Origin of the sequence: Micromonospora sp. NPDC049060, assembly GCF_040649055.1 — a bacterium.
Classification (GTDB): domain Bacteria; phylum Actinomycetota; class Actinomycetes; order Mycobacteriales; family Micromonosporaceae; genus Micromonospora; species Micromonospora reichwaldensis.
In genome coordinates this window covers 1-20,939 of the sequence record NZ_JBEZEV010000105.1, presented here as the reverse complement: position 1 = coordinate 20,939, position 20,939 = coordinate 1, and the positions used below count along the sequence as shown (strand labels likewise).

Sequence of the window (20,939 nt, the reverse complement as noted above, 5' to 3'; positions counted from 1 at the left end):
TGTTGCGGATTTGGTCGTTGGGGGGGGCCCCCCCTCAACGTGGGGCGTTGGGGGGGGGCCCCTCCAATCAGGTCAGCACCGAGGAACGTTGGGGATGAACCCGTCGTGGCCGGTGTAGGTGTAGGCGTCGGAGATGTAGCGGCCGGTACCGATCCGGTTCCAGATCGAGCTGGTGCCGTAGGTGCCGGTGACGGTGGTGCCGTTGGTCTGGCAGTAGATGGTGACGGTGGTGCCGTTGGCGAGCGTGTCCACGGCCGCGTAGCCGGTGCCAGGCCCGGAGCGGACGGTCAGCGGCGTGCCGCTGGTGCCGACGGTGCCGGTCGCGGTGCCACCGCCGCAGCCGTTGTCGCTGGTGTAGGTCTTGGTGCCCCAGTACAGCGCAAGGGCGCCGTTGAACCGGATCTGGATGGCGCTGCCGTTGAGGCGCTGCTCGTAGTGCAGGTGCGGGCCGGTCGAGCCGCCGGTGGTGCCGACCCAGCCGATCACCCTGCCGTAGCCGACCGTTTGTCCGACGGAGACGTTGAAGCCGTTGAGGTGGGCGTAGTAGGTGCTGTAGCCGCCGCCGTGGTTGATCCGCACGTACTTGCCGTAGCTGGTGCCGCCGAGGTCGGTCACCACGTCCACCGTGCCTGGTGCGCTCGCGACCACCGGGTCACCGAGGTCGTCGGTGCGGTTGAAGTCGATCGCGTTTGTCGGGCTGTGGTTGGTGCGGGTCTGACCGGACCAGGACTGGCCGCACGGGAAAGGAACCTTGAACGTCGGCGCGGCCATCGCTGGGCTGGCCGGAGCCACCAACGCCACCGCCGCGAGCAACGAGACTGCCGCCAGACTCCACCATCGTTTGTGCATCAGGCACCTCCATATTTCGATGCGCATCGTTCTGCGCATCGAAATGGTGTCATAGACATCCATCGAGAGAAAGACAATCTTCACTTCGCGGCGGTGGTGCTCAGGTCGTCGGTGGCGGGGCGGGCAACTCGTCGACCACGACCACCTCGGTGCCGGGGCGGACCTTCGCCAGCAGTTCCCGCTGCCCGCTCTTCGTCAGCCGGATGCAGCCGTTTGTGGTGTTCCGGCCCAGCTCGCCGTCGTGGTACCAGCTGTGGATGCCGATGTGCGCCCCGCGCAGGCCGGCCGGCACCGAGTCGGGGTCGTCGGGCACCGAGCCGAGGGCGTAGATGTCGACGCCCCCGTACACGCTCTGCGGCGGCGGGGTGCGGCCCAGGATGAAGGTCCGGCCCAGCGGGGTCTCCTGGCCGCGCTGGCCGAGGCTGACCTCCCAGCTGCGCACGGCCCGGCCGGCGCGGTACCAGGTGAGGCGGTGGTGCCTGCGTTCGATCACGATCTGGTCGGCCAGCGCCACGGTGGCGTGGCCGCCGGGCGGCAGCCAGGCGAGCGTGCGGTTGGCCGACGGGAGCAGCACCGCCGTCCAGCCGGCCCGCCGCTGGGCGATCGGCATGGTCAGCTCGACGCCGCTGATGGTGGGGTCGAGGAACGCCAGCGGCCGGCCGCCGGGGGCGGTGTAGGCGGCGATGCGGCGGGTCGGGTGCAGGCCCTCGGTCAGCGGCGTGGTGTCCATCGTGTCCCGATCGGCCGGGAAGCCGGTGGGCGCCGGGCCGTAGTCGACCACCGGCAGGTCGTCCGGCGCGGGCGCGGCGACGGGCACCCGCTCCGGCGCGGCGCTCGTCGGGGCCGCGCCGGTCGGCGCGGGCGGCCCGACGACGACCGGCGGCGCGGTGGGCTCGGCCCCGGGGGTCAGTACCCAGCCGGTGGCCCCGGCGGTCAGCAGGAGCAGGGGTACGCCGACGGCGGCGGCCAGCAAGCGGACGTGTCGCCGGTTCATTCGGTCAAAACGCACAAACTAACTGTAACGGGTGAACGACGGCGAAACCCCGCCCCTGCCGGAATGCCGGCCGGGACGGGGTCCGCAGGGGTGGAGCCTCAGCTCAGCCGCGCGCCCACGTGGATGGCGATCGCGTCGTGCGCGGGCACGTTCGCGGCGAACCAGCCGCCGCCGTCCACGGTGATCACCGGACCGCTGCACGTGCCGTTGCTGAAGGTGCCGTGGACGACGTCGCAGTAGCGACCGGCCGGCAGCCCGCTCTGGTACGACCGGCCGTTCACCGCGGAGTCCTCGTCGTTGATCGTGACGTAGCCCTTGCCGGACCGGCCGAAGGCGATGTGGTTGTTGCCGTTGTCGTACCAGTTGACGACGCCGGCGCCCTCGGTGGCGTTGCGGAAGCCGACCATGTTGGCGATGACCGGCCAGCGGTGCTCGCACTCCCAGCCCGAGTAGCAGGTGGCGTTCAGGGTCCGTCCGGAGCTGTCCGAGGGCGGGCCCTGGTCGCGCTGGCTGAACGTGTAGCTCGACATCACCGTCGGGGAGCCGTACGGCCAGGCGAGCATGAACGCGTTGGCCAGCGCGTAGATGCCCCGGTCGCGGTAGGTCAGCACCCCGCCGACGTCGCGCTGGGTGTCGTGGTTGTCCACGAAGACGGCCGCCGACCCGCTGGGCAGGTGCCCCCACCCCTCGCCGAAGTTGCGCAGGTAGGCCAGCTTCTCGGAGCGGAAGACCCGGGCCAGGTCCTTGCCGTAGCGGAACTCGTGCACGTCGCCGTTGCCGGTGTACTCGCCCGGCTGGATGGGCTCGCCGGCGCCGTGGATCACCTCCTGCACGATGTACGCCGAGCGGGACAGCTTGCCCCTGATGGCGGCGATGTCGGCGGCCGGCATGTGCTTGCTGGCGTCCATCCGGAAGCCGTCGACGCCCAGCGAGAGCAGGTCGTTGAGGTAGCCGGCGATCTTCGTCCGGACGTAGTCCGACTCGGTCTTCAGGTCGGCGAGGTTGACCAGCTCGCAGTTCTGCACCTCCCACCGGTCGTTGTAGTTGGCGATGTCGTCGCCGCCGTTGCGGCCGCAGTGGTGGAAGTCCTGCGTCTGGTAGATCCCCGGGTAGTCGTAGTGCCCGTACGACGAGCCGGCCCAGCCGGTGCCGCCGTTGTCCTGCCCGGACATGTGGTTGACGACCGCGTCGACGACCACCTTCACCCCGGCGGCGTGGCAGGTGTCGACCATGGACTTGAACTGCGCGCGGGTGCCCTTGCGGGACTCGATCCGGTAGCTGACCGGTTGGTACGCCAGCCACCACTGCGAGCCCCGTACGTGCTCCTGGGGCGGCGAGACCTGCACCCAGCCGTAGCCCTTCGGGCCGAGGTTGGTGCGGCACTCGGTGGCCACCGACGACCAGTTCCATTCGAAGAGGTTGGCGATGACCTTCTTGCCGCCTGCCGGGGCCGCGCCGGCCGGGGGAGCGGTCGCGGCGGTGGGGACGATCAGGCCGGCGATCACGCCGAGGGCGACGATCGCCGACAACCGTCGACGTCTCTGCATGGAGGACTCCTGAACGGGGATGGGGGACAGGGTGGTGGCGAGGCCGGGAAGCCCCGGTGGTGCCGGGATCTTGCAGTACGGCTTGAAAATTTCCGAAAGGTTACAAGCGCATTGCAAGCACTGTCAATGCATGGGCATGTGTGAATGCCTTCGCACTGCCGGCCTCGCGCGACGGACGGACGCCCGCGATCGAGCGGTCAGGCGGCGGAATCGAGCCAGCGCCGCCAGCTCGTGCGGGTGGGAGTCTGCTCGGGATGCGCGGCCACATGGAGGACGAACTGTGCCCGGAGCCGGACCAGGGGATCGTCGGCGGACGTCAGCATCCCCACCTCGTGGAGGAACGGCGAGTCGTGGAGCTGACGGACCAGGCTTGCGTACAGCCAGTCCTTGCACCGGTACGGTCGCCTCAGTGCCGCGAGGATCAGCTCAGCGATCTGTGGCCTGACGGTCTCCGGGATACCGCCCCGATCGAGCCGGCGAAGGAGCACCTCCTTCGTTCCCCAGCGGGACCACATCCACGACTCCGGCGCTCCCCACTCGTCGGGATACTCCGCCTCCCACCGCAGGTAGAGGGCCACGATCGGCGCCCACCGTGCGCGGCCGGCGTGGTCGTCGTCCGGAGCGTCCCGGAAGGCATCGAGAGGTCCATGGATCGTCTGCGCCTGATGCCACCGGAAGTCGGCGCGCGCCTGGTCCAACCTCGCGGCGAGCCGAGCCTGACCGGACCTCGACCGGTGGTGCGCTGCCCACAGGCCGTTCGACAGGTGCAACGCATCGCTCGCCGCGGCGAGAAGTGCCTGATGCCGAGCGAGCGCATGGTGGCGTACGGCCGGATCGACCGCCACCAGGTCGAACAGCCAGGAGTAGTCGCCGCGCGGCTCCGCAGACACCATGGCAGCTTGCCATCCCCGCCCAACCAGGAAGCGGCAGGCTTCAGCAGAGGTGCCGGCTCGGCCGGGGACCTCGTCAGGCGGAGCCGACGAGCAGCCCGCGATCGGCCATGAAGGCTCGCAACGTCTCCGCGTCCTCAGCGGACATCAAGCGGCGTGGGATCACGGTCGCCGGCATCCGGCCGACGTACACGATCCAGAACTCGGGGGTGTCCCGCACCCGAGCCACCCCGTCCCAGGCGATACCGCCGGACTCCGAGCCGCTGCGCATCATGATGTTGTCGTCGGTGATGTCGTAGGCGCCCTCGACGGCGTAGCGACCGGAGCGACGCCGGGCCCGCCACTGCACCCAGGGCGAGTACAACATCGACAGCACGCCACCCAGGATCATGGCCATGCACAGCGACGAGACCCGGTCACCCCACGAGAACCCCCGCGAGACGGCAAACCCGATCGCCCCGACCGCCACCAGTACCGCACCGACGTAGCCGAACTTGCGCAACCGGACACTGCCGAGCGCAGCGGCCACGCGGCCCGGGTAGGCGGGATCGGCGGGGACGTCGAAACGGATGTGCACGCCAGAACGATAGTGCCCCCTCAACTGCCTCGTTGCGGCGGATCGGGTTACCACGGTGGCACAATGCGCCTGTGTCGGTCTTTGCGGAAGGCTCTCCCAAGGCTCGCATCGTCACGGCGTTGCTGCGCGACGACAACCGGGTGCTGTTGTGCCACCGATCTCCTCAGCGCCGTTGGTATCCCGACGTCTGGGACATGCCCGGTGGGCACGTGGATCCCGGGGAACTGCCCGGCGCGGCACTCGCCCGGGAGCTTCGGGAGGAGCTGGGCATCGACATCGCGGCGCCGTCGGGCCCGCCCGTGCACGAAGTTCATACCGACACGTTCGACATGCAGATCTGGCTGATCGAAGCGTGGACGGGGTCCCCGGTCAACGCCGCGCCGGACGAACACGACGCCATCGCGTGGTTCACCGAGGACGCGCTCGGAGAACTGTCCCTGGTTCATGACAGCTACCTCGCGTTGTTCAGCAGGGTCCTTGGCGAGCATCGAGCCTGACCACGACCGGACCCTCTGAAGATCGCACGCGGGCCCTCGCTTCGGCGCCGGTGCGGGGAATTTCCGCGCGCCGGTGATCCGCCCGCCCTGCCCGTCCGTACTCGATGGGGAACAGGGCCGGCCGGTGGTGCGCCGCCGCGAGACGATCGAGGAGCAGATGGCCCGGGCACAACGGAACCAGAAGCCGCCCACCGTCCGGACCACCAGCACCAGCCGGGGGGCCCGCACCCGCTCCCGGCCCGCGGTGGCCCTGCTGACCCTCTCGGCGCTCGCCGCGCTGTGGGCCGCCACCATGCTGACCGGCGCCGGCTCGGCCGCGTACGCGTACGGCTTCTTCTTCACCGAGTTCTTCGCCGGGGTCGTCGCCCTCGTGGCGTTGAGCCTCACCGTGATGATGGGGCTGCTCGCCACCGACCGGCTGGTACTGCTGATCCGGCACCGGGTGCTGCTCCAGTCCGCGCACCGGGCCACCGGCATCCTCGGCGTCGCCGGGCTGGTCTTCCACGTGCTCACGAAGATCGCCACCGGGCGGGCGGCGAGCACCGACGCGGTGGTCCCCTTCGTCGGTGGACGGGGCCTCTACGTGGGCCTCGGCACGGTGGCCGCCCTGCTGATGGTGAGCGTGCTCTGGACCGGTGTCGTCCGGGCCCGCTTCGCCGGGGTCGGCCCGAGGTGGCTCTGGCGCACCCTGCACTCGGCCGCGTACCTCTCCTGGCCGTTCGCCATCGTGCACGGGCTCAACGCCGGGCGGCCCGCGGAGCCCTGGGTGCTGCTGAGTTACCTCGCCTGCGTCCTGCTGGTCGTGCTGGCGCTGCTGGTCCGCCTCTCCGTCAGCCTCGGCCGTCGCCGCCGGGAGCAGCACCAGGCCGCCGCGATGAACCAGGCACTGGCCGGGCGGCCGGCCGAGGCCGCCCCGCGCCGGTCGCTGTTGCGGGGCCGGACCCGACGCGCCGACCGGGCGGCGGAGCCGGAGAGGCGCGCGGGGACCTGGGCCGGCGCCACGATCGCCGGTACCACGGTCACCGGCACCTGGCCCGCCCCCGCCGCGCGGCGCCGTGACCCGGAGCGGTTCACCGTGCCGGCCGTGCCCGAGCCCGGCACGCTCCGCGACCCGGCACGCCCGCGCCGACGCGCGGCGGAACTCGCCCCGGCCGGCCGGCGCCGAGGCGAGGAGGAGCCCGCGTCGACCGGCCGGCGGCGGGGCGGGGAGGAACCCGTCCCCACCGGCCGCCGCCGCGCCGGCGAGAGCACTCGCCGGGACCGGGCGGAGCGGGACGGGGCGCGGCGCCCCTCCACGCCGCCCCGCCGCCGGGAGGAGGCCGAGGAACCCTGGGACAGCCCCCGCCGCTGGGAGCCGAGCGACCCGATCTCCGCCGGGCCCGTGTCCGCCGCGCCGCGCAGCGGCGGTGGCCGGCACAGCGTCGAGGAAGACCGGGACCTCGAACCGGACTACTGGCGGCCCCCGGTCCGGTACGTCCCCGAGGAGGTCCCGCTGCCGGCCGACGACACGCCGACCCTGGTCGACCTCGCGGCCCGGCGGGCACGCCGGGCCGCCGGCGAGAGCAGGTCTGTGCGCCGCCGCCGGGTCAACGCCGACGCCGTCGACGGGGCGTACTGGGCCGGGCTGCGGGGTGAGGCGAAGTGATCCGGACGACCGTGCCCCCGGTGGCCTGCGTCGGTGAGCCCCGGCTCACCGCAGGCTTCGCCGAGTTCGGCCGGCTCGACCTGCCCGCTCACGAGGAGGTGCACGGGCCGGTCGGGCCGATGGAACCGGCCACCCTGCTCCGGCTCGCCGAGGGCGTCCAGCTCAAGGGCAAGGGCGGCGCGGGCTTCCCGTTCGCGAGGAAGCTCCGCGCGGTGCTGGAGTCCTGCGAGCGGCGGGACCTCCCGGCGGTGGTGGTGGTCAACGCCACCGAGGGGGAGCCGGCGAGCTGGAAGGACAAGGTGCTGCTCACCCGGGCCCCGCACCTGGTCCTCGACGGCGCCGCGCTGGCCGCGTACGCGCTGGACGCCGAGGAGATCGTCGTCGGGGTGGCCGACGACGGGGTGGGCCGCGACTCCCTGACCGAGGCGCTGGAGGAACGCCGGATGCCGGCGCCCACCAGCATCGTCACCGTGCCGCACCGGTTCATCTCCGGCGAGGGCGGAGCCCTGGTCAACGGCATCAACGGCCTGCCGCACATCCCGCCGGGCACCAAGCGACGCTCCAGCGACTCCGGCGTCGGCGGCCTGCCCACCCTGCTCTCCAACGCCGAGACGTACGCCCAGCTCGCGGTCGCCGCCCGGCTCGGCCCGTACGAGTATGCGGCGCTCGGCACCGACGACGAGCCGGGCACCGTGCTGCTCACCGTCACCGGCGCGGCGGGACGCCCGGCGGTGGTGGAGTGCGCGGCCGGCACCGCGCTGCGCGACATCCTCGACCTGTGCGAGGTGCCGGACGGGCCGGGCATCCTGACGGGCGGCTACCACGGCAGGTGGATCACCCGGGAGGCGGCCGACCGGGCGGAGATCTCCCGCAGGGGGTTGGCCGCCGTGGGCGGCACCCTCGGCGCGGGCATCCTCGTCCCGCTCGGCGCGGACACCTGCCCGCTCGGCGAGGCCGCCCAGGTGGTGCGCTACCTGGCGGGCGAGTCCGCGGGGCAGTGCGGCCCGTGCCGGATGGGCCTGCCCGACCTGGCCCGCGCCGTCGACCTGGCGGTCTCCGGCAGCGCCCCGGTGGAGGTGGTCCGCGCCGCCGCTGGCGACGTGAAGGGCCGTGGGGCGTGCAGCCACCCCGACGGTACGGCCCGGTTCGCGCTCTCCGCGATGGAGGTGTTCGCCGAGGACCTGCGGCTGCACACCACCGGCGAGGGTTGTGGCCGGCGGGTCCGGGCGGTGATGGGCCTGCCGGGCGCCCCCGACCCGAACCCGCAGCGGCTCACGCTGGACTGGTCCCGCTGCGACGGGCACGGGCTGTGCGCGCACGTGGTGCCGGACTTCATCCGGCTCGACGGGAACGGCTACCCCGCCTTCCCACCCACCCCCGTGCCGACCTGGCTGCGCGAGGGCGCGCGCAAGGCGGTCAAGGTCTGCCCCGAACTCGCGCTGCGGCTCACCCCCGCCCCCTGAGGGGGCGGGGGAGGCCGGCGGGTCAGCGGGGGGTGAGGCGGTCGGTGCCCAGGCGGGCCTGGAGGACCTCGGGGACCAGCACCGAGCCGTCGGGCTGCTGGAACTGCTCCAGGATGGCCGGGAAGAGTCGGCTGGTGGCCAGCGCCGACCCGTTGAGGGTGTGCACGAAGCGGGTCTGCTTGCCGCCCGGCTCGCGGTAGCGGATGGCCGCCCGGCGCGCCTGGTAGTCGCCGGCCCAGGAGACCGACGACACCTCCTTGTACTTGCCGGTGCTCGGCATCCACACCTCGATGTCGAGGGTCTTCTTCATCGACGCGCTGGCGTCGCCCGCCGACAGCAGGGTGCGCTGGTAGTGCAGGCCCAGCTTCTCGACCAGGCTCTCCGCGTGCAGGAGCATCTCCTCCAGCGCGGCGTCGGCCTGCTCCGGCAGGCAGAACTGGAAGATCTCCACCTTGTTGAACTGGTGGCCCCGGACGGTGCCCCGCTCGTCGGAGTGCGACCCGGCCGCCTCGCGGCGGTAGCAGGGGGTGTACGCGAACGCCTTCAGCGGCAGCTTCGCCGTCTCCAGGATCTCGTCCTGGTACGCCCCGAGGATCGCCGTCTCCGAGGTGGGCAGCAGGAACTGCCCGCGCGGGGCGGATTCCCGGTCCAGGTGGTAGACGTCGTCGTAGAACTTCGGGAACTGCCCGGCGGCGAAGCCGGCGGTGTCCAGTAGCAGGTGCGGCGGGAGCAGGAACTCGTAGCCGGCGCTGATGTGCTCGTCGACGAAGAAGTTGAGCAGCGCCCACTCCAGCCGGGCGCCCATGCCCGTGTACATCCAGAAGCCCGAGCCGCCGAGCTTGACCCCGCGCTCGTGGTCGACCAGGCCCAGCATCCGGCTCAGCTCGATGTGGTCGCGAACCTTCTCGATCGCCGGCGGCTCGCCGAAGGCCCGGACGACCCGGTTGGCCTCCTTGCCGCCCGGCAGCACGTCGTCGGCGGGCAGGTTGGGCAGCTCGCTCATCACGGTGCGCAGCCGCGCCTGCACCTCGTCCAGCTCGGACTCCAGTTCGGCGAGCTGCTTGCGGCCCGCCTCCGGCGTGGAGACCTCCGGCTCGGTGCCGGCGCGCTTCGCGGCCGCGTAGGCGCGCGCCTCGGCCTTGCGGCGCTGCCGCTCGCCGTCGATGCCACTGATCAGGGCGCGGCGTTCCTGGTCGAGCCGCTGGATCTCGTCCAGGGCGCGGTTGACCTCGGCGGGATCCAGTCGCTTCGCCAGCGCGGTCGCCACCGCCTCGCGATCCTTCCGGATCAACTCCATGTCGAGCATGCTGCTCCGTACGCTCCGTCCGGACGTCGGGTGGACCCACCGATGCTACCGTCGCGGCCCGGTCGCGCCCCGGCCCGGTCCAGACGACCCCGCCCGCCCGGCGTGGCGCCCCCGCGACGCTGGGCGCCCGCCCGCAGCGGCGCGGCGGTCAGAGCCGGCCGGCGGGTCGGGGCCGGCGCGGCGGTCAGAGCCGGATGGGCATCAGGACGGAGAACGCCTCGACGTCGTCCGCCCGGCGCACGGCCAGCGGGGCGATCGGCCCGTCCAGCTCCAGCAGCAGCTGGCCCCGGCCGGCCGCGTCGAGGGCCTCCAGCAGGTAGCCGCCGTTCACGCCGACGCGGAACGCGTCGGGCTCCCCGGCCAGCTCGTCCGCCCCGAGCAGCCGTACCCCGCCCCGGCCGTCCGGGCCGAGCACGGTCACGGCGAGCGGGAGGCCGTCGTGCCGCCGGGTGACGACGGGGGCGTCGGCGCTGGTCAGGGCCGCCCGCAGGGCGTCGGCGTCGACCGTCAGCCGGTGCGCCGGCCCGTCGCCGGGCGTCGGGCGGAGCAGCCGGCGGTGGTCCGGGAAGTCGTACGGCAGGGCGGCGGCGTCGACCGCGCGGCCTGCGACGGAGACGGAGATCGTGCCGGCGGCCACCGTCAGCCGGGCCTCGGGGGTGCTTCCCGCGCCGGTGTCGAGCAGGGCCCGCGCCTCGTCGACGAAGGCGACCGGGGCGAGCACCCGCACCGCCGGCCCGTCGATCCGGGCGTCCGCCCGCGCGACGGCCAGCCGGTGCCGGTCGGTCGCCACCAGCCGTACGCCGTCGACGTCGGACTCGAACAGCACGCCGGCCAGCACCGGCAGGTCGGGGTCGGCACCGACGGCGAAGCGGACCGCGTCCACGGCGGCGGCCAGGTCGGCGCGGGACAGGACGAGACGGGTGGTCATGGCGGGCTCCCCGGGGTCGATGAGCGTACGGATCCGGGAGAGCTCCCTGCGGGCGTCGGCGAGACCGTCCTCCAACCGGCGCAGGTGCGCGTCGAGCAGGCGGTGGATCTGGGCCGGCTCGGACCGCAGCGCGGCGGCGATCTCGGCGACCGGCATGCCTACCCGGCGCAGCCCGGCCACCAGCCGGGCGGGGGCCACCTGGTCGCCCGTGTACCAGCGGTAGCCGGTCACCGGGTCGACCAGGGCCGGGGCCAGCACCCCGGCCGAGTCGTAGAACCGCAGGGCGCTCACGGTCAACCCGCTGGCCCGGGCCAGCTCGCCGATGCTGCGCAGGTCGCTCTCCACGGCGCCGATCCTGTCGTCTCAACCTGGTCGAGGGTCAACCCGCGCGGGGCCGGGCGGCCCCACGGTGGGGGCCTGCGCTCAGCGGGGCCGGTCCAGCACCCGGAAGGTCATCCCCGCCCGCACCAGCCGGTCCAGCAGCGCGTCGCCCATCGCCGCCACCGGCGTGACCTGCCCCGCCGTGGCCGGCAGTTCGTCGCCGGCCAGGCAGAGCGCCGACTCGCCGAGCATCTTCGCCGTCTCGTCGTAGCCGGGGTCGCCGCCGGCCACCTCGGTCAGCACCCGCCGCCCGCCGCCCGTGGCGACGAACCGGACCCGGAACCAGGACTTGGCCCGCTGCTGCGGCGTCGGCCCCTGCCCGGAGGCGAGCCGGCCGAGCAGCCAGCGCCGGGTCGGCGGCAGCTTCACCAGGGCCACCAGCCCGCCCAGCCCGACCCCGCCGGCCAGCACCGTGGGCAGCCGCTTCACGGCGGCGAAGTGCCGGTAGCGGAAGTCCGGCCCGTACTCCGGGCGGGCGGCGGCCGAGCGGCGGACCACCTGCGGGTCGATCGTCGGCAGCGGCACGATCCACATGCCCAGCTCCTTCGAGCGGGCGAGGCGGCCGGGCACCGCGCGTACCCGCCGCCCGGTCGGTCGCGGCTCGACCTGCCGCCGCTCGCGGGCCGCCCGGGACGCCTCGGCGGTACGGGAGAAGGCGGTGAGCGCCGAGTGGTACGTGCCGGCGGAGAACCGCCCGCCGGCCCGGACGAAGCCGTCGACGGTGATCGGCACGTCGTCCGGGAGGTGCTTGAGCGTGAACCAGACGCCGAGGTCGTGGGGGATCGAGTCGAACCCGCAGGCGTGCACGAGCCGCGCCCCGGTGCGCTCCGCCTCGGCGTGGTGGCGCACGTACATCAGGTCGACGAACTCGGGTTCGCCGGTGATGTCGAGGTAGTCGGTGCCGGCACGGGCGCAGGCGGCGACCAGCGGCTCCCCGTGGTGCACGTATGGGCCGACGGTGGTGGCCACCACCCGGGCGCTCTCGGCGACCGCCCGCAGCGACTCCGCATCGGTGACGTCGGCGGTGAGCAGGGGCAGCCCGGCCAGCGCCGGGTCGATGGCGGCCAGCCGGTCCCGTACGGCGGCCAGCCTGCCGGGGTTGCGCCCCGCGAGCGCCCAGCGCAGCCCCGGCGGAGCGTTGCGGGCCAGGTACTCGGCGGTCAGCCCTCCGGTGAAGCCGGTGGCCCCGAAGAGGACGACGTCGTATGTCCGCTGCTCACGCATCCGCCGAGTCTGCCACCCGGCACGGCGGGCCGCAGCGCTCCGCCTCAGCCGGCGGCGGCCGGAAGATCGGGGCTGAGTACGGCGCGGACGCAGCCGTCGGCCCGGTCCCGGAACAGCGCGTATCCGTGCGCGCCCCGCTCCAACGGCAGCCGGTGGGTGGCCAGGTGCTCGGTACGCAGCTCGTCGCGGGCCATCCGCTCCAGCAGCATCGGGATGTAGCGCTGCCCGTGCTGCCGCGCGCCCCGCACCGTCAGCCCCTTCTGGGTGACCGCCCCGAGCGGGAAGGCGTCGACGAAGCCGGTGAACTCGCCGAGCAGGAAGACCGACCCGCCCTTGCGGCAGGCGTGCACGGCCTCGCGGACGGCGGACGGTCGCTCGGCGCCGCCGGTGAACCGCTCGGCCAGCGACCGGGGGCCGTGCCCGTCCCAGGCCGCCCCGACCGCCTCGACGCACACGTCCGGCCCTCGCCCGCCGGTGCGCTCGCGCAGCTCGGCGACGACGTCGGCGAGCCGGTGGTCGATCGTCTCCGCGCCGGCGTGCCGTTCGGCCATCCGCAGCCGCTCCTCGTCGGCGTCGACGACGACCACCCGCTCCGCGCCGAGCAGCCCCGCCGCCCGGGCCGCGAGCTGCCCGACCGCGCCCGCGCCCCAGACCGCCACCACGTCGCCGGGGCGCACCTGGCCGAGGTCCGCGCCCATCCAGCCGGCCGGGGCGGCGTCGGAGGCGAACAGGGCGCGGTCGTCGCTGACCGCCTCCGGCACGGCGAACGCGCCGACGTCCGCGTACGGCACCCGGACGTACTCCGCGTGGCTGCCGGCGAAGCCGCCCATCGCCCGGGGCAGGCCGAACGCCCCGCCGGTGGGATGGCCCCAGGCCGCCTCGGTGACGGCCGGGTCGGCGCTGCCGTTGTCGCAGCAGGAGGGGAGGTCGCGCCGGCAGTACCAGCAACTGCCGCAGGCCACCGACGAGCAGACCACCACCCGGTCGCCGACCCGGTGCCGGCGTACCTCCGGCCCGGCCTCGACCACCTCGCCGAGGAACTCGTGCCCGAGCACGTCCCCGACGGCGAGGAACGGCACCCGACCGGCCAGCAGCGGCAGGTCCCCGCCGCAGGTGGCGCTCTGCCGGACCCGGACGATGACGTCGTGGCCGTTGCGCAGCTCCGGGTCGGGCACCTGCCGTACCGCCAGCTCGCCCGCGCCGACCCAGCACAGCGCCCTCACCGCGGCGGCCCCGGCGGACGGTCGGCCGGCCAGCGGTCCGCGCGGAGCACCTCGCCGGTCTCGGCGAGCTGCTTGACCTCCCGCAACGCCCGCCGGACCAGCAGCCCGGGATCGTCGCCGACCAGGTGGGCGGCGAGCCCCGCCGGGGCCGCCGCGCCGGGCACCGGCCGGGCGGCCAGCTCCGTGCCCCGGCAGCCGGGGGCCGGCCGCAGCTCGACCTGCACCGCGCGGCCGAGCCGGCGCAGGGGCTCCGGCCAGCGGCCGCCGGGCAGCACCTCGCCGGGCGGGCGGTCGACGGTCACCACCTGCCAGCGCGCGGGCCGCGGGTCGGTGCCGGCCGCGCGGGGCCAGGCCGACCCGCGCCGCCGTACGGCCAGCGCCCGGCCCGCCGCCCCGACGGCGAGCGCCACCGCGGTCGCGCCCGCCAGCCGTCGTCTCCGATCCACCTCGGCCCCGCCTCCCGGTCCCCTCCCACGCCGGACGCGCACCGGCGCGCGCGGCCGGTCGCCCGCGTACGACCAGGGTCGGCCGGGGCGGGGTGAAGCCGGCTCCCCCCGAAGGGGTGAACGGGCCCGCGCCGGGTAACCGCCGCCGGCGGGACCTGGGGGAGTGGACGCGTCGGTGGAGGGCGGGGCCGGATGCCGGAGGACGTACGGGACACGGGAGTCGTCGCGGTCGCACCCGGGCCGGCCGGCACACCGCTGCTGGCGTCGCGGCTGTGCCCCGCCCCGCCGCCGGAGCCGCTGGTGCTGCGGCCCCGGCTGCTGCGGGCGCTCGACGAGGGGACCGCCGGGCCGGTCACCCTGGTCCGTGCCCCCGCGGGGTGGGGCAAGACGACGCTGCTCGCGTCCTGGTTCCGGGCCGCCGGGGAGGCCGGCGCGCCCGGGGGCCGGGTGGGGCAGGGGCCGGTGACCGACGCCGCCCGGGGGCGCCTTGACGACGGGCAGACCGGTGCCGCGCCTGGCGACTTCGGCGCGGCGGCGGGCGTACCGGCGGAACCCGGCCGGTCCCGGGTGGCCTGGGTCTCGGTGGAGACCGGCGACGACGGGGACCGGCTCTGGTCCTACCTCGCGGCGGCGCTGCGCGCGGCCACCGATCCCGCCGACGACGTGCCGGGGCCACCCGTGCCCGACCGGCCGCCCCGCCCCGACCAGTTGGAGGTGCTGGCCGCGGCCCTCGCCGCCCGGGAACGGCCGGTGCTGCTGGTCCTGGACGACCTGCACCGGATCACCGACCCCGAGGCACTGGCCGGACTGGAGTTCCTGCTCCGCCACGCCGAGCAGCGGCTGCGGCTGGTGGTCGGCGCCCGCGCCGGGCTGCCGCTGGCCGTGCACCGGCTGCGGCTGGCCGGCGAGCTGACCGAGGTCGGCCCCGACGAACTGGCCTTCGGCGACGACGAGGTCGCCGACCTGCTGACCGCGCACGGGGTGGCGCTGCCGGCGGCCGGCGTGCGCCGGCTGCGGGAACGCACCGGCGGCTGGCCGGCGGCGCTCCGCTTCGCCGCGCTGGCGCTACGCGGGCAGCCGGACCCGGCCCGCTGGGCCGAGCAGTTCGGCGGCGACCAGCCGGACGTGGCCGGCTACCTGCGCGAGGAGGTGCTCGCGGGGCTCGACCCGGACGCGCGGGACGTGCTGCGCCGCTCCGCCGTCGCCGACGCGGTCTGCGCCGGCCTCGCCGACGCGCTGACCGGCCGGACCGACGCCGAGCAGGCGCTGGCCGGCCTGGCCGGCGACGGCGGGCTGCTGCGCCGCGACGACAGCCGCCCGCCCTGGTACCGGTGCCCCCCGCTGCTGGCCGACCTGCTGCACGCCGAGCTGGGCCGGCTGCCCGCCGACGAACTGCGCGACCTGCACCTGCGCGCGGCCGGCTGGTACGCCGACAACGGGCGGCCCGCCGAGGCGCTGCGGCACGCGCTTGCCGGCGGCGACCACGACCGGGCCGCCGCGCTCCTCGTGGCCCGCTGGCCGGAGCTGGTCCCCTACGACCGGGAGACCCCCGCCGACCGTCCGCCCGCGCCCCCGCCGCCGGAGGCCGTGCGCCGCGATCCGGAGCTCGGGCTGGCCTGCGCCGCCGAGCGGGCCCGGGCCGGCGACGCCACCGCCGCCGCCGGGCACCTGCGCGACGCCGTCGAGGCCGCCCGGACGCTGCCGGCGCCGCGCCGGGACCGGTTCCGGCGGCTGGCCACCGCGCTGGAACTCACCCTGGCCCGGCTGGCCGACGACCCCCAAGCGGTACGCGCCGCCGCAGCCCGACTGCTCGCCACCCGCCCCGCGCAGTCCCCGGCGTCGCCCGACCCGTCCGTGTCCCCGGCGCCAGCGTCGGCCGGAGCGCCCCGGGCGCAGGCCGAGCCGCCCGGGTCCGTGGCGTCGGCGTCTCCGTCGGTCGGGCCGTCCGGGTCCCCGGCGTCGGCCGGAGCGTCCCCGTCCCCGGCGACCGGTGGGCCAGCGGGGCACGCTGCGCCGTCAGGAAGCGCCGTCGACGGGCTGCTCGCCGCGCCGGTGTCCGCCGCGCCGATGCCCGCCGAGCCGCGCGGCGCCGCCGCCGAGGACGCCGACGTGCGGGCGGTGGCCGGCACCGCGCTGGGCCTGGCCGACCTCGCGGACGGGGACCTGCCCGCCGCCGGCCTCGCCTTCGCCCGGTCGCTGTCGGCGGCCCGGGAGGCCGGTCGACCGCGTACGGAGCTGGTCTGCGCCAGCCGGGCGGCCCTGCTGCACGCCGTCCGGGGCGAGCTGCGGGCCGCCGAGACCCTCGCCCGGGACGCCCTCGCCATGCCGCCCTGCCACGGCTGGTCCTGCCGGGAGGACTGCGCTCACGCGTACCTGGCGCTGGCCCTGGTGGCGCTGCACCGCGACCAGCCCGAGGAGGCTGAGGCGAACCTCGCGCTGGCCGCGCCCGTCACCGGTGAGCCCGTGGTGGGGGCGGTGGCGGCGCTGTGCCGGGCGTACCTGCTGCGCGACGCCGGTGACCTGCCCGAGGGCCACCGGGTGCTGGCCGAGGCCCGGGAGCGGCTGGCCGACCGCCCCCGGGCCGGCGAGCTGACGCACTGGCTGCTGGCCGCCGAGTCGGACGTACGCGGGGCACGGGGTGACCTGGGCGCCGCCCGGGACCTGCTCGGGCGGGTACCCGACGCGACCGCCCCGCCGCTGGCCGTCGCCCTCGCGCGGGTGGAGTTGCGTGCCGGCGACCCGCGCGCCGCCGGGTACGCGCTGCCGGACTGGGAGGCGCCGGAGGCGGCCGGCTGGCCGCTGCCCGTACGCCTGGACGCCGCCGTGCTCGACGCGGTGCTGGCCGGGCGCGCGGGCGACGACCGGCGGGCCGGACGGCTGCTGGAGCGGGCTCTCGACCTGGCCGGGCCGGAGGGGTTCCGGCGGGCGTTCACCCGCGCCGAGCCCGGGGTGCGTGACCTGCTCGCCGCGCACCTGGACGCCGGTACCGCGCACTGGCCGACGGTCAGCGACCTCGTCCGGGGCGCCGACGCGCCGGCCGAGCGGGCCCCGGCGGAGCGGGGCATGGGGGCGCTGGACGAGCCGCTGACCGAGCGGGAGCTGACGATCCTGCGCTACCTGCAGAGCATCCTGTCCAACGTGGAGATCGCGGCCGAGCTGTCCCTGTCGGTCAACACGGTCAAGACCCACGTGCGCAACATCTACCGCAAGCTCGATGCCACCCGCCGCCGCGAGGCCGTCCGCCGAGCCCGCGCCCTCCACCTCATCTGACCCGCCTGCCCACCCCCGCCCGGCCCCTCCGCGGTGATCATGAGGTTTGCGTCCCGGGAAGGCGCTTTCCAGTACGCAAACCTCATGATCACCGGCCCGGAGGTGGCCCGGAAGTGGTCGGGTGGTCCGGGGGTGGTCGGTGGGTTACGGGGTGGCGGTGTCTACGGCCGTCAGGAGATCCGCCAGGTCGAAGTCGCCGTCGTGGCGGGTGCCGTTGACGAACAGGGTCGGGGTGGCGTGGACGCCGCTGCGGATGCCGCCCACGAAGTCCCGCCGCACCCGGTCGCCGTGCGCCTGCCGCTCCACCTCCGCGGCGACCTCGTCGGCGGGCAGGCCGAGCTGCTCCATGCCGAGCGACAGGTGCACGGGGTCGAGCTGGTCCTGGTGCTCGTAGAGCCAGTCGTGCATCGCCCAGAACTGCCCGCGCCGGCCGGCCGCCTCGGCCGCCTCGGCGGCCTGCTCCGCGTACGGGTGCATGTTGGTGATGGGGAAGTGCCGGTACACCAGCCGCACCGTGTCGGCCCGCTGTCGCAGCAGCTCCCGCAGGTTCGCGTACGCGGCTCCGCAGAACCGGCACTGGAAGTCGGCGTACTCGACGATGGTCACCGGCGCGTCCACCGGCCCGCGGACGTTGTCGTGCCCGGTCACCGGGGTCCGCAGGCGGGCGGTGACCTGGAGTGGAGTGGTCATCGGGTCACCTCAGTCATGTCTCCCAGCCTTCTCCGTGACGGGGTGAGGGTGGCTCACCCCGCCCGGGTGGTCCGGCGCCCGGCTCAGCCCAGCACCGGGGCGACCGCGATGTGGTTCTGCACCTCGCGGATGCCCGGTGCGCACCAGACGGTCCGTTCCACCTCGGCCCGCTCCGGCATCGAGTGGACCAGCCCGCCGAGCAGCACGGTGTCGCCGTGCACCCGGACGGTGATCCGCTCCGCCTCGGTGGCCCCGTTGCGGGCCAGCGCGTCGACGATCCGTACCGCCAGGTCGTGCCCGTCCGGCCGGGTGTCCGGGCGGACGGTGATGCCGTTGCTGACCCCGCGTACGCCGGTCAGCCGGGCCACGGCGCGTTCGGCGGCGCGGCGCTGGTACTCCCAGTCCACCTCGCCGTGCAGCGTCACCCAGCCCTGGGAGACGGTCACGTCGAGCCGCTCCAGCGGGGCGAACGCGTCCCACTCCAGGGCGTGTCCGGCGGCGGCGGCGATGTCCGGGTCGGTGCGTTCGGCGCCCGTGCCCAGCCGTACCGTCACGTCGTTGGCGACCGCCCGGACGCGCGCCACCCGGTGTGCCGCCCGCTCGGCGGCCCACTTCTTGGCGTAGCTGTCCACCCGGCCGGTCAGGGTGACCACGCCCTCGGCGACCGTCACGCCGATCTCGTGCGGCCGTACCCGGGGTTCCCAGGTCAGCTCGTCGAGGACGGCCGACTGGATGTCCCGGTCGGTACGGCTGATCGTCGCGATAACCATCTCTCACTCCTCACGGGATTGCTGCCCGGCGCGGCGGGTTCGCCGGGACCGATCCTGACGCGCGCCGGGGTGAGGGGGCCTCACCCGTCCCGGGTGGCGGTCCGGCGCAGCCGGTCGGCGGCCGTTCGCCGGCCCACGGCCGGCCCGTGCCGCTCGACGGCGACGCCGGCCGCGCACCACGCTCCCGGACCCGGGACGCGACGTGAGCCGCCGCGCGGGGCGGGCCGACCGGTGCCGCACTCCGGCCCGGCAGGACCGCATGAACGAGGCCGACAGCGCGGCCGACCGAGCCATAGGATCGGGGGATCCCCCGCCGTTGAAGGAGAAGCCTCCCGTGAGTCCGATCAGGACGGTCTACCTAACCGCCGCGCGCTCCGCGGCGGACCTGCTCGCCGACCCCGCCGTCGCCGCCCGCTGGGACGAGCCGAGCGCCCTGCCCGAGTTCGGCGTGGCGGGCCTGGCCGGTCACCTCGCCAGCCAGGTGCTCGGCGTCCCGGCCGTGCTGGCCACGCCCGTGCCCGACGGCGAGCCGGTCGACGTGCTCGCGCACTACGCGCGGGGCTCCTGGCTCGGCGCCCCGATCGAGGCCACGGTGAACGTCGCCATCCGCCGGGCCGGGGACGGCCTCGCCGCCGACGGTCCGGTCGCCCTTACCGAGCGGTACGCCGCCACGCTGCGCGAGTTGACCGACGCGCTGCCGGCGGAACCGTCCGACCGGGTGGTGCACCTGACCCGCGGCGCGTACTCCCTGACGCTGGACGACTACCTGACGACCCGACTGATGGAGCTGGTCGTGCACGCCGACGACCTTGCGGTCAGCGTCGGCGTGCCCACCCCGGAGCTGCCGGACGAGGTGGTGGACCCGGTGCTGACGCTGCTGGCCCGCCTCGCCGTACGCCGGCACGGGCAGCCGGCGGTGCTGCGGGCGCTGGGCCGGGCCGAGCGGGCGCCGGCGATCGTCGCCGCCCTCTGACGACCGACCCGGGGGTGTGGTGGGCGGCGAGGCGCGCGCCTGCGAGAACGACGCGGCCCCGGCCGCCCATTAGGGGGGCCGGGGCCACGTCGTCGGCGGGTGGTGCGCTCAGCCGTCGAGGCCGACGGGGGAGTTGGGGCGGTCGACGTCGACGAACTCGATGTCGTCCATCGCCCGGCCGCCCCGGCTGCCGGCGGCGCGCGCGGCGGTGCCGGCAGCCCAGCCGATCGCCGCGCCGACCAGCGCGGCGCCGATCAGCAGCGTCCACGGCAGTGCGGGCCGGCGGCCGGCGAGCGCGTCGAAGGCCAGGGTGGCCCGGCGGCGGGCCTCGTCCGCCGCGGTGCCCACGAGGTCACCGGCCTCGTCGGCAAGGCCGGAACCGCCCTGGCGGGCCGAGCGGGCGGTGTCCCGGACGCTGTCGCCGGCGGAGCTGACCGCCGTGGCCAGTTGTCGCCACGCCTGGTCCGCGATCCGCTCGGGCTTGCTGCGGCGGTCCAGCAGGTTGCTTGCGAACATGGTGGGTTACCTCCTCGGGTGCCGAAGCCGACGGCCACTTCGGACTCCGGCGTCTCACCGGCGTGTGCGGCTCGCTCCTTCCGCCTGTGCCCCGCCAGACGGTTCCGCAAACCCGGACGGGTCCGGACATCCGGCCCGGCCGTCTCGCGAGCCCGTCCGGCGGTTCGGCGCGTCCGCCCGCGTCAGCGCAGGGCGGACGCGGCGCTCACGCCCCGGGCAAAGTCGTCGTCGTCGTCGTCATCGTCACCGTCTCCGCCGCCGCCGAACCCGCAGGCCAGCAGAAGCGCCAACAGCGCGCCGGCCCCGGCAAGCGCGGCAAGTCTCCTGAGCATCGATCTTCCTCCCGGTCGCAGTCGTCGTACCCGAGCCGATGCTAGTACTCCAGCCGCACTTCGCGGAGCCGTTGTCTTCGCTGGTAGTGGTGACGGCGAGGAAGGCGTGCGCGCACATAGCGAGAGTTGTGTGGCGATACCACGCGTCGTGGCGGCGCACCTGGTAATCGTCCAGGCCGACCTGTCCCTTGGCGGTATGGAAGCACTCCTCGATGGCCCACCGGGTTCCGGCCACAGGGATGAGTTCCTCGTCGTCGGTGTCGGCCGGTCCGTAGCACAGGTGGTAGGCGTGCTCGGTCGGGTCGGTGATCGACCGGCGGTCCCTTAGAGCGTGTCTCAGGTGGCAGTCGGCTGACCTTGGTGGTAGATCTCTTCTACTGTGGACGACCGGTTGATCTCAGAGTGGGTGCCTGACGAG

Annotated in this window: 19 protein-coding genes and 1 pseudogene; 5 read left to right on the top strand and 15 right to left on the bottom strand. The window is 75.1% G+C overall.

Annotation, left to right across the window (positions count from 1 at the left end; translation table 11 throughout):
• Positions 1–72: 72 nt before the first annotated feature.
• The 5 genes from AB0B83_RS26765 to AB0B83_RS26745 form a co-directional block, all read right to left on the bottom strand.
• On the bottom strand, positions 73–849 hold the full coding sequence (locus AB0B83_RS26765) for a peptidoglycan DD-metalloendopeptidase family protein (RefSeq protein WP_357580478.1): 777 nt from the start codon (positions 847–849) through the stop codon (positions 73–75).
• 100 nt (positions 850–949) lie between these two features.
• Complete coding sequence (locus AB0B83_RS26760) at positions 950–1,858, bottom strand: L,D-transpeptidase (protein WP_357580477.1); 909 nt, start codon at positions 1,856–1,858, stop codon at positions 950–952.
• A gap of 83 nt (positions 1,859–1,941) precedes the next feature.
• Positions 1,942–3,390 (bottom strand): alpha-amylase family protein, encoded by a 1,449-nt coding sequence (locus AB0B83_RS26755; RefSeq protein ID WP_357580476.1) that lies wholly within the window; start codon positions 3,388–3,390, stop codon positions 1,942–1,944.
• Between the two features lie 197 nt (positions 3,391–3,587).
• Positions 3,588–4,283 carry a hypothetical protein gene (locus tag AB0B83_RS26750; RefSeq protein ID WP_357580475.1) on the bottom strand — a complete coding sequence of 232 codons (696 nt, stop codon included), beginning with the start codon at positions 4,281–4,283 and terminating at the stop codon, positions 3,588–3,590.
• Between the two features lie 73 nt (positions 4,284–4,356).
• Positions 4,357–4,857, bottom strand: a complete 501-nt coding sequence (locus AB0B83_RS26745) for a YcxB family protein (protein ID WP_357580474.1) — start codon at positions 4,855–4,857, stop codon at positions 4,357–4,359.
• A 71-nt stretch (positions 4,858–4,928) separates the two neighbouring features.
• Here AB0B83_RS26745 and AB0B83_RS26740 point away from each other — a divergent pair, with 71 nt between their 5' ends.
• The 3 genes from AB0B83_RS26740 to AB0B83_RS26730 all read left to right on the top strand — a co-directional run bounded on the left by AB0B83_RS26740 (position 4,929) and on the right by AB0B83_RS26730 (position 8,462).
• Positions 4,929–5,354, top strand: coding sequence for an NUDIX hydrolase (locus AB0B83_RS26740; RefSeq protein WP_357580473.1), 426 nt, complete (start codon positions 4,929–4,931; stop codon positions 5,352–5,354).
• A 124-nt stretch (positions 5,355–5,478) separates the two neighbouring features.
• The gene (locus tag AB0B83_RS26735) at positions 5,479–6,999 is read left to right on the top strand and encodes a hypothetical protein (RefSeq protein WP_357580472.1); all 1,521 of its coding nucleotides are present in this window, start codon (positions 5,479–5,481) and stop codon (positions 6,997–6,999) included.
• Entirely contained in the window at positions 6,996–8,462 is a 1,467-nt protein-coding gene (locus AB0B83_RS26730) for an NADH-ubiquinone oxidoreductase-F iron-sulfur binding region domain-containing protein (protein WP_357580471.1), read from the top strand. The genes AB0B83_RS26735 and AB0B83_RS26730 overlap by 4 nt, the downstream gene beginning before the upstream one ends.
• Positions 8,463–8,484: 22 nt before the next feature.
• Here the strand turns inward: AB0B83_RS26730 and serS are convergent, their stop codons facing one another.
• From serS to AB0B83_RS26705, 5 genes are all read right to left on the bottom strand, one after another.
• Positions 8,485–9,768: a serine--tRNA ligase gene (gene serS / locus AB0B83_RS26725; RefSeq protein WP_357580470.1), complete on the bottom strand. Its 1,284-nt coding sequence runs from the start codon at positions 9,766–9,768 to the stop codon at positions 8,485–8,487.
• Positions 9,769–9,952: 184 nt separating this feature from the next.
• Positions 9,953–11,029: a MerR family transcriptional regulator gene (locus AB0B83_RS26720; protein ID WP_357580479.1), complete on the bottom strand. Its 1,077-nt coding sequence runs from the start codon at positions 11,027–11,029 to the stop codon at positions 9,953–9,955.
• A gap of 90 nt (positions 11,030–11,119) precedes the next feature.
• Positions 11,120–12,301 (bottom strand): saccharopine dehydrogenase NADP-binding domain-containing protein, encoded by a 1,182-nt coding sequence (locus AB0B83_RS26715; protein ID WP_311411899.1) that lies wholly within the window; start codon positions 12,299–12,301, stop codon positions 11,120–11,122.
• Positions 12,302–12,345: 44 nt separating this feature from the next.
• Positions 12,346–13,524, bottom strand: a complete 1,179-nt coding sequence (locus tag AB0B83_RS26710; RefSeq protein ID WP_357580469.1) for an alcohol dehydrogenase catalytic domain-containing protein — start codon at positions 13,522–13,524, stop codon at positions 12,346–12,348.
• Positions 13,521–13,970, bottom strand: a complete 450-nt coding sequence (locus tag AB0B83_RS26705) for a hypothetical protein (protein ID WP_357580468.1) — start codon at positions 13,968–13,970, stop codon at positions 13,521–13,523. Before AB0B83_RS26705 ends, AB0B83_RS26710 begins: the two co-directional genes overlap by 4 nt.
• Before the next feature lie 192 nt (positions 13,971–14,162).
• On the opposite strand from AB0B83_RS26705, the gene AB0B83_RS26700 reads away from it, so the two are divergent.
• Positions 14,163–17,240, top strand: coding sequence for a LuxR C-terminal-related transcriptional regulator (locus tag AB0B83_RS26700; RefSeq protein WP_357580467.1), 3,078 nt, complete (start codon positions 14,163–14,165; stop codon positions 17,238–17,240).
• Positions 17,241–17,384: 144 nt separating this feature from the next.
• On the opposite strand, the gene AB0B83_RS26695 is transcribed toward AB0B83_RS26700, so the two are convergent.
• Positions 17,385–17,930: a DsbA family protein gene (locus AB0B83_RS26695; protein WP_357580466.1), complete on the bottom strand. Its 546-nt coding sequence runs from the start codon at positions 17,928–17,930 to the stop codon at positions 17,385–17,387.
• A gap of 83 nt (positions 17,931–18,013) precedes the next feature.
• Positions 18,014–18,700, bottom strand: a complete 687-nt coding sequence (locus AB0B83_RS26690) for a BON domain-containing protein (RefSeq protein ID WP_357580465.1) — start codon at positions 18,698–18,700, stop codon at positions 18,014–18,016.
• Between the two features lie 334 nt (positions 18,701–19,034).
• Here AB0B83_RS26690 and AB0B83_RS26685 point away from each other — a divergent pair, with 334 nt between their 5' ends.
• A complete protein-coding gene (locus AB0B83_RS26685; RefSeq protein WP_357580464.1) occupies positions 19,035–19,673 on the top strand; it encodes a maleylpyruvate isomerase N-terminal domain-containing protein in 639 nt (212 codons plus the stop codon).
• A 108-nt stretch (positions 19,674–19,781) separates the two neighbouring features.
• Here AB0B83_RS26685 and AB0B83_RS26680 read toward each other — a convergent pair whose 3' ends face one another.
• The 3 genes and pseudogenes from AB0B83_RS26680 to AB0B83_RS26670 all read right to left on the bottom strand — a co-directional run.
• Positions 19,782–20,189: a hypothetical protein gene (locus AB0B83_RS26680; protein WP_357580463.1), complete on the bottom strand. Its 408-nt coding sequence runs from the start codon at positions 20,187–20,189 to the stop codon at positions 19,782–19,784.
• A gap of 182 nt (positions 20,190–20,371) precedes the next feature.
• Positions 20,372–20,521: a hypothetical protein gene (locus tag AB0B83_RS26675; protein WP_357580462.1), complete on the bottom strand. Its 150-nt coding sequence runs from the start codon at positions 20,519–20,521 to the stop codon at positions 20,372–20,374.
• Positions 20,522–20,609: 88 nt separating this feature from the next.
• A pseudogene (locus AB0B83_RS26670) lies at positions 20,610–20,765 on the bottom strand (IS701 family transposase); the annotation flags it as partial.
• Positions 20,766–20,939: the final 174 nt, after the last annotated feature.

Bases quoted from the DNA above. Each gene is read 5' to 3' on its own strand.
- AB0B83_RS26765 (WP_357580478.1), bottom strand. From the start codon at position 849: ATGCACAAACGATGGTGGAGTCTGGCGGCAGTCTCGTTGCTCGCGGCG.
- AB0B83_RS26755 (WP_357580476.1), bottom strand. From the start codon at position 3,390: ATGCAGAGACGTCGACGGTTGTCGGCGATCGTCGCCCTCGGCGTGATC.
- AB0B83_RS26750 (WP_357580475.1), bottom strand. From the start codon at position 4,283: ATGGTGTCTGCGGAGCCGCGCGGCGACTACTCCTGGCTGTTCGACCTG.
- serS (WP_357580470.1), bottom strand. From the start codon at position 9,768: ATGCTCGACATGGAGTTGATCCGGAAGGATCGCGAGGCGGTGGCGACC.
- AB0B83_RS26715 (WP_311411899.1), bottom strand. From the start codon at position 12,301: ATGCGTGAGCAGCGGACATACGACGTCGTCCTCTTCGGGGCCACCGGC.
- AB0B83_RS26700 (WP_357580467.1), top strand. From the start codon at position 14,163: ATGCCGGAGGACGTACGGGACACGGGAGTCGTCGCGGTCGCACCCGGG.
- AB0B83_RS26695 (WP_357580466.1), bottom strand. From the start codon at position 17,930: ATGACCACTCCACTCCAGGTCACCGCCCGCCTGCGGACCCCGGTGACC.
- AB0B83_RS26690 (WP_357580465.1), bottom strand. From the start codon at position 18,700: ATGGTTATCGCGACGATCAGCCGTACCGACCGGGACATCCAGTCGGCC.
- AB0B83_RS26680 (WP_357580463.1), bottom strand. From the start codon at position 20,189: ATGTTCGCAAGCAACCTGCTGGACCGCCGCAGCAAGCCCGAGCGGATC.
- AB0B83_RS26675 (WP_357580462.1), bottom strand. From the start codon at position 20,521: ATGCTCAGGAGACTTGCCGCGCTTGCCGGGGCCGGCGCGCTGTTGGCG.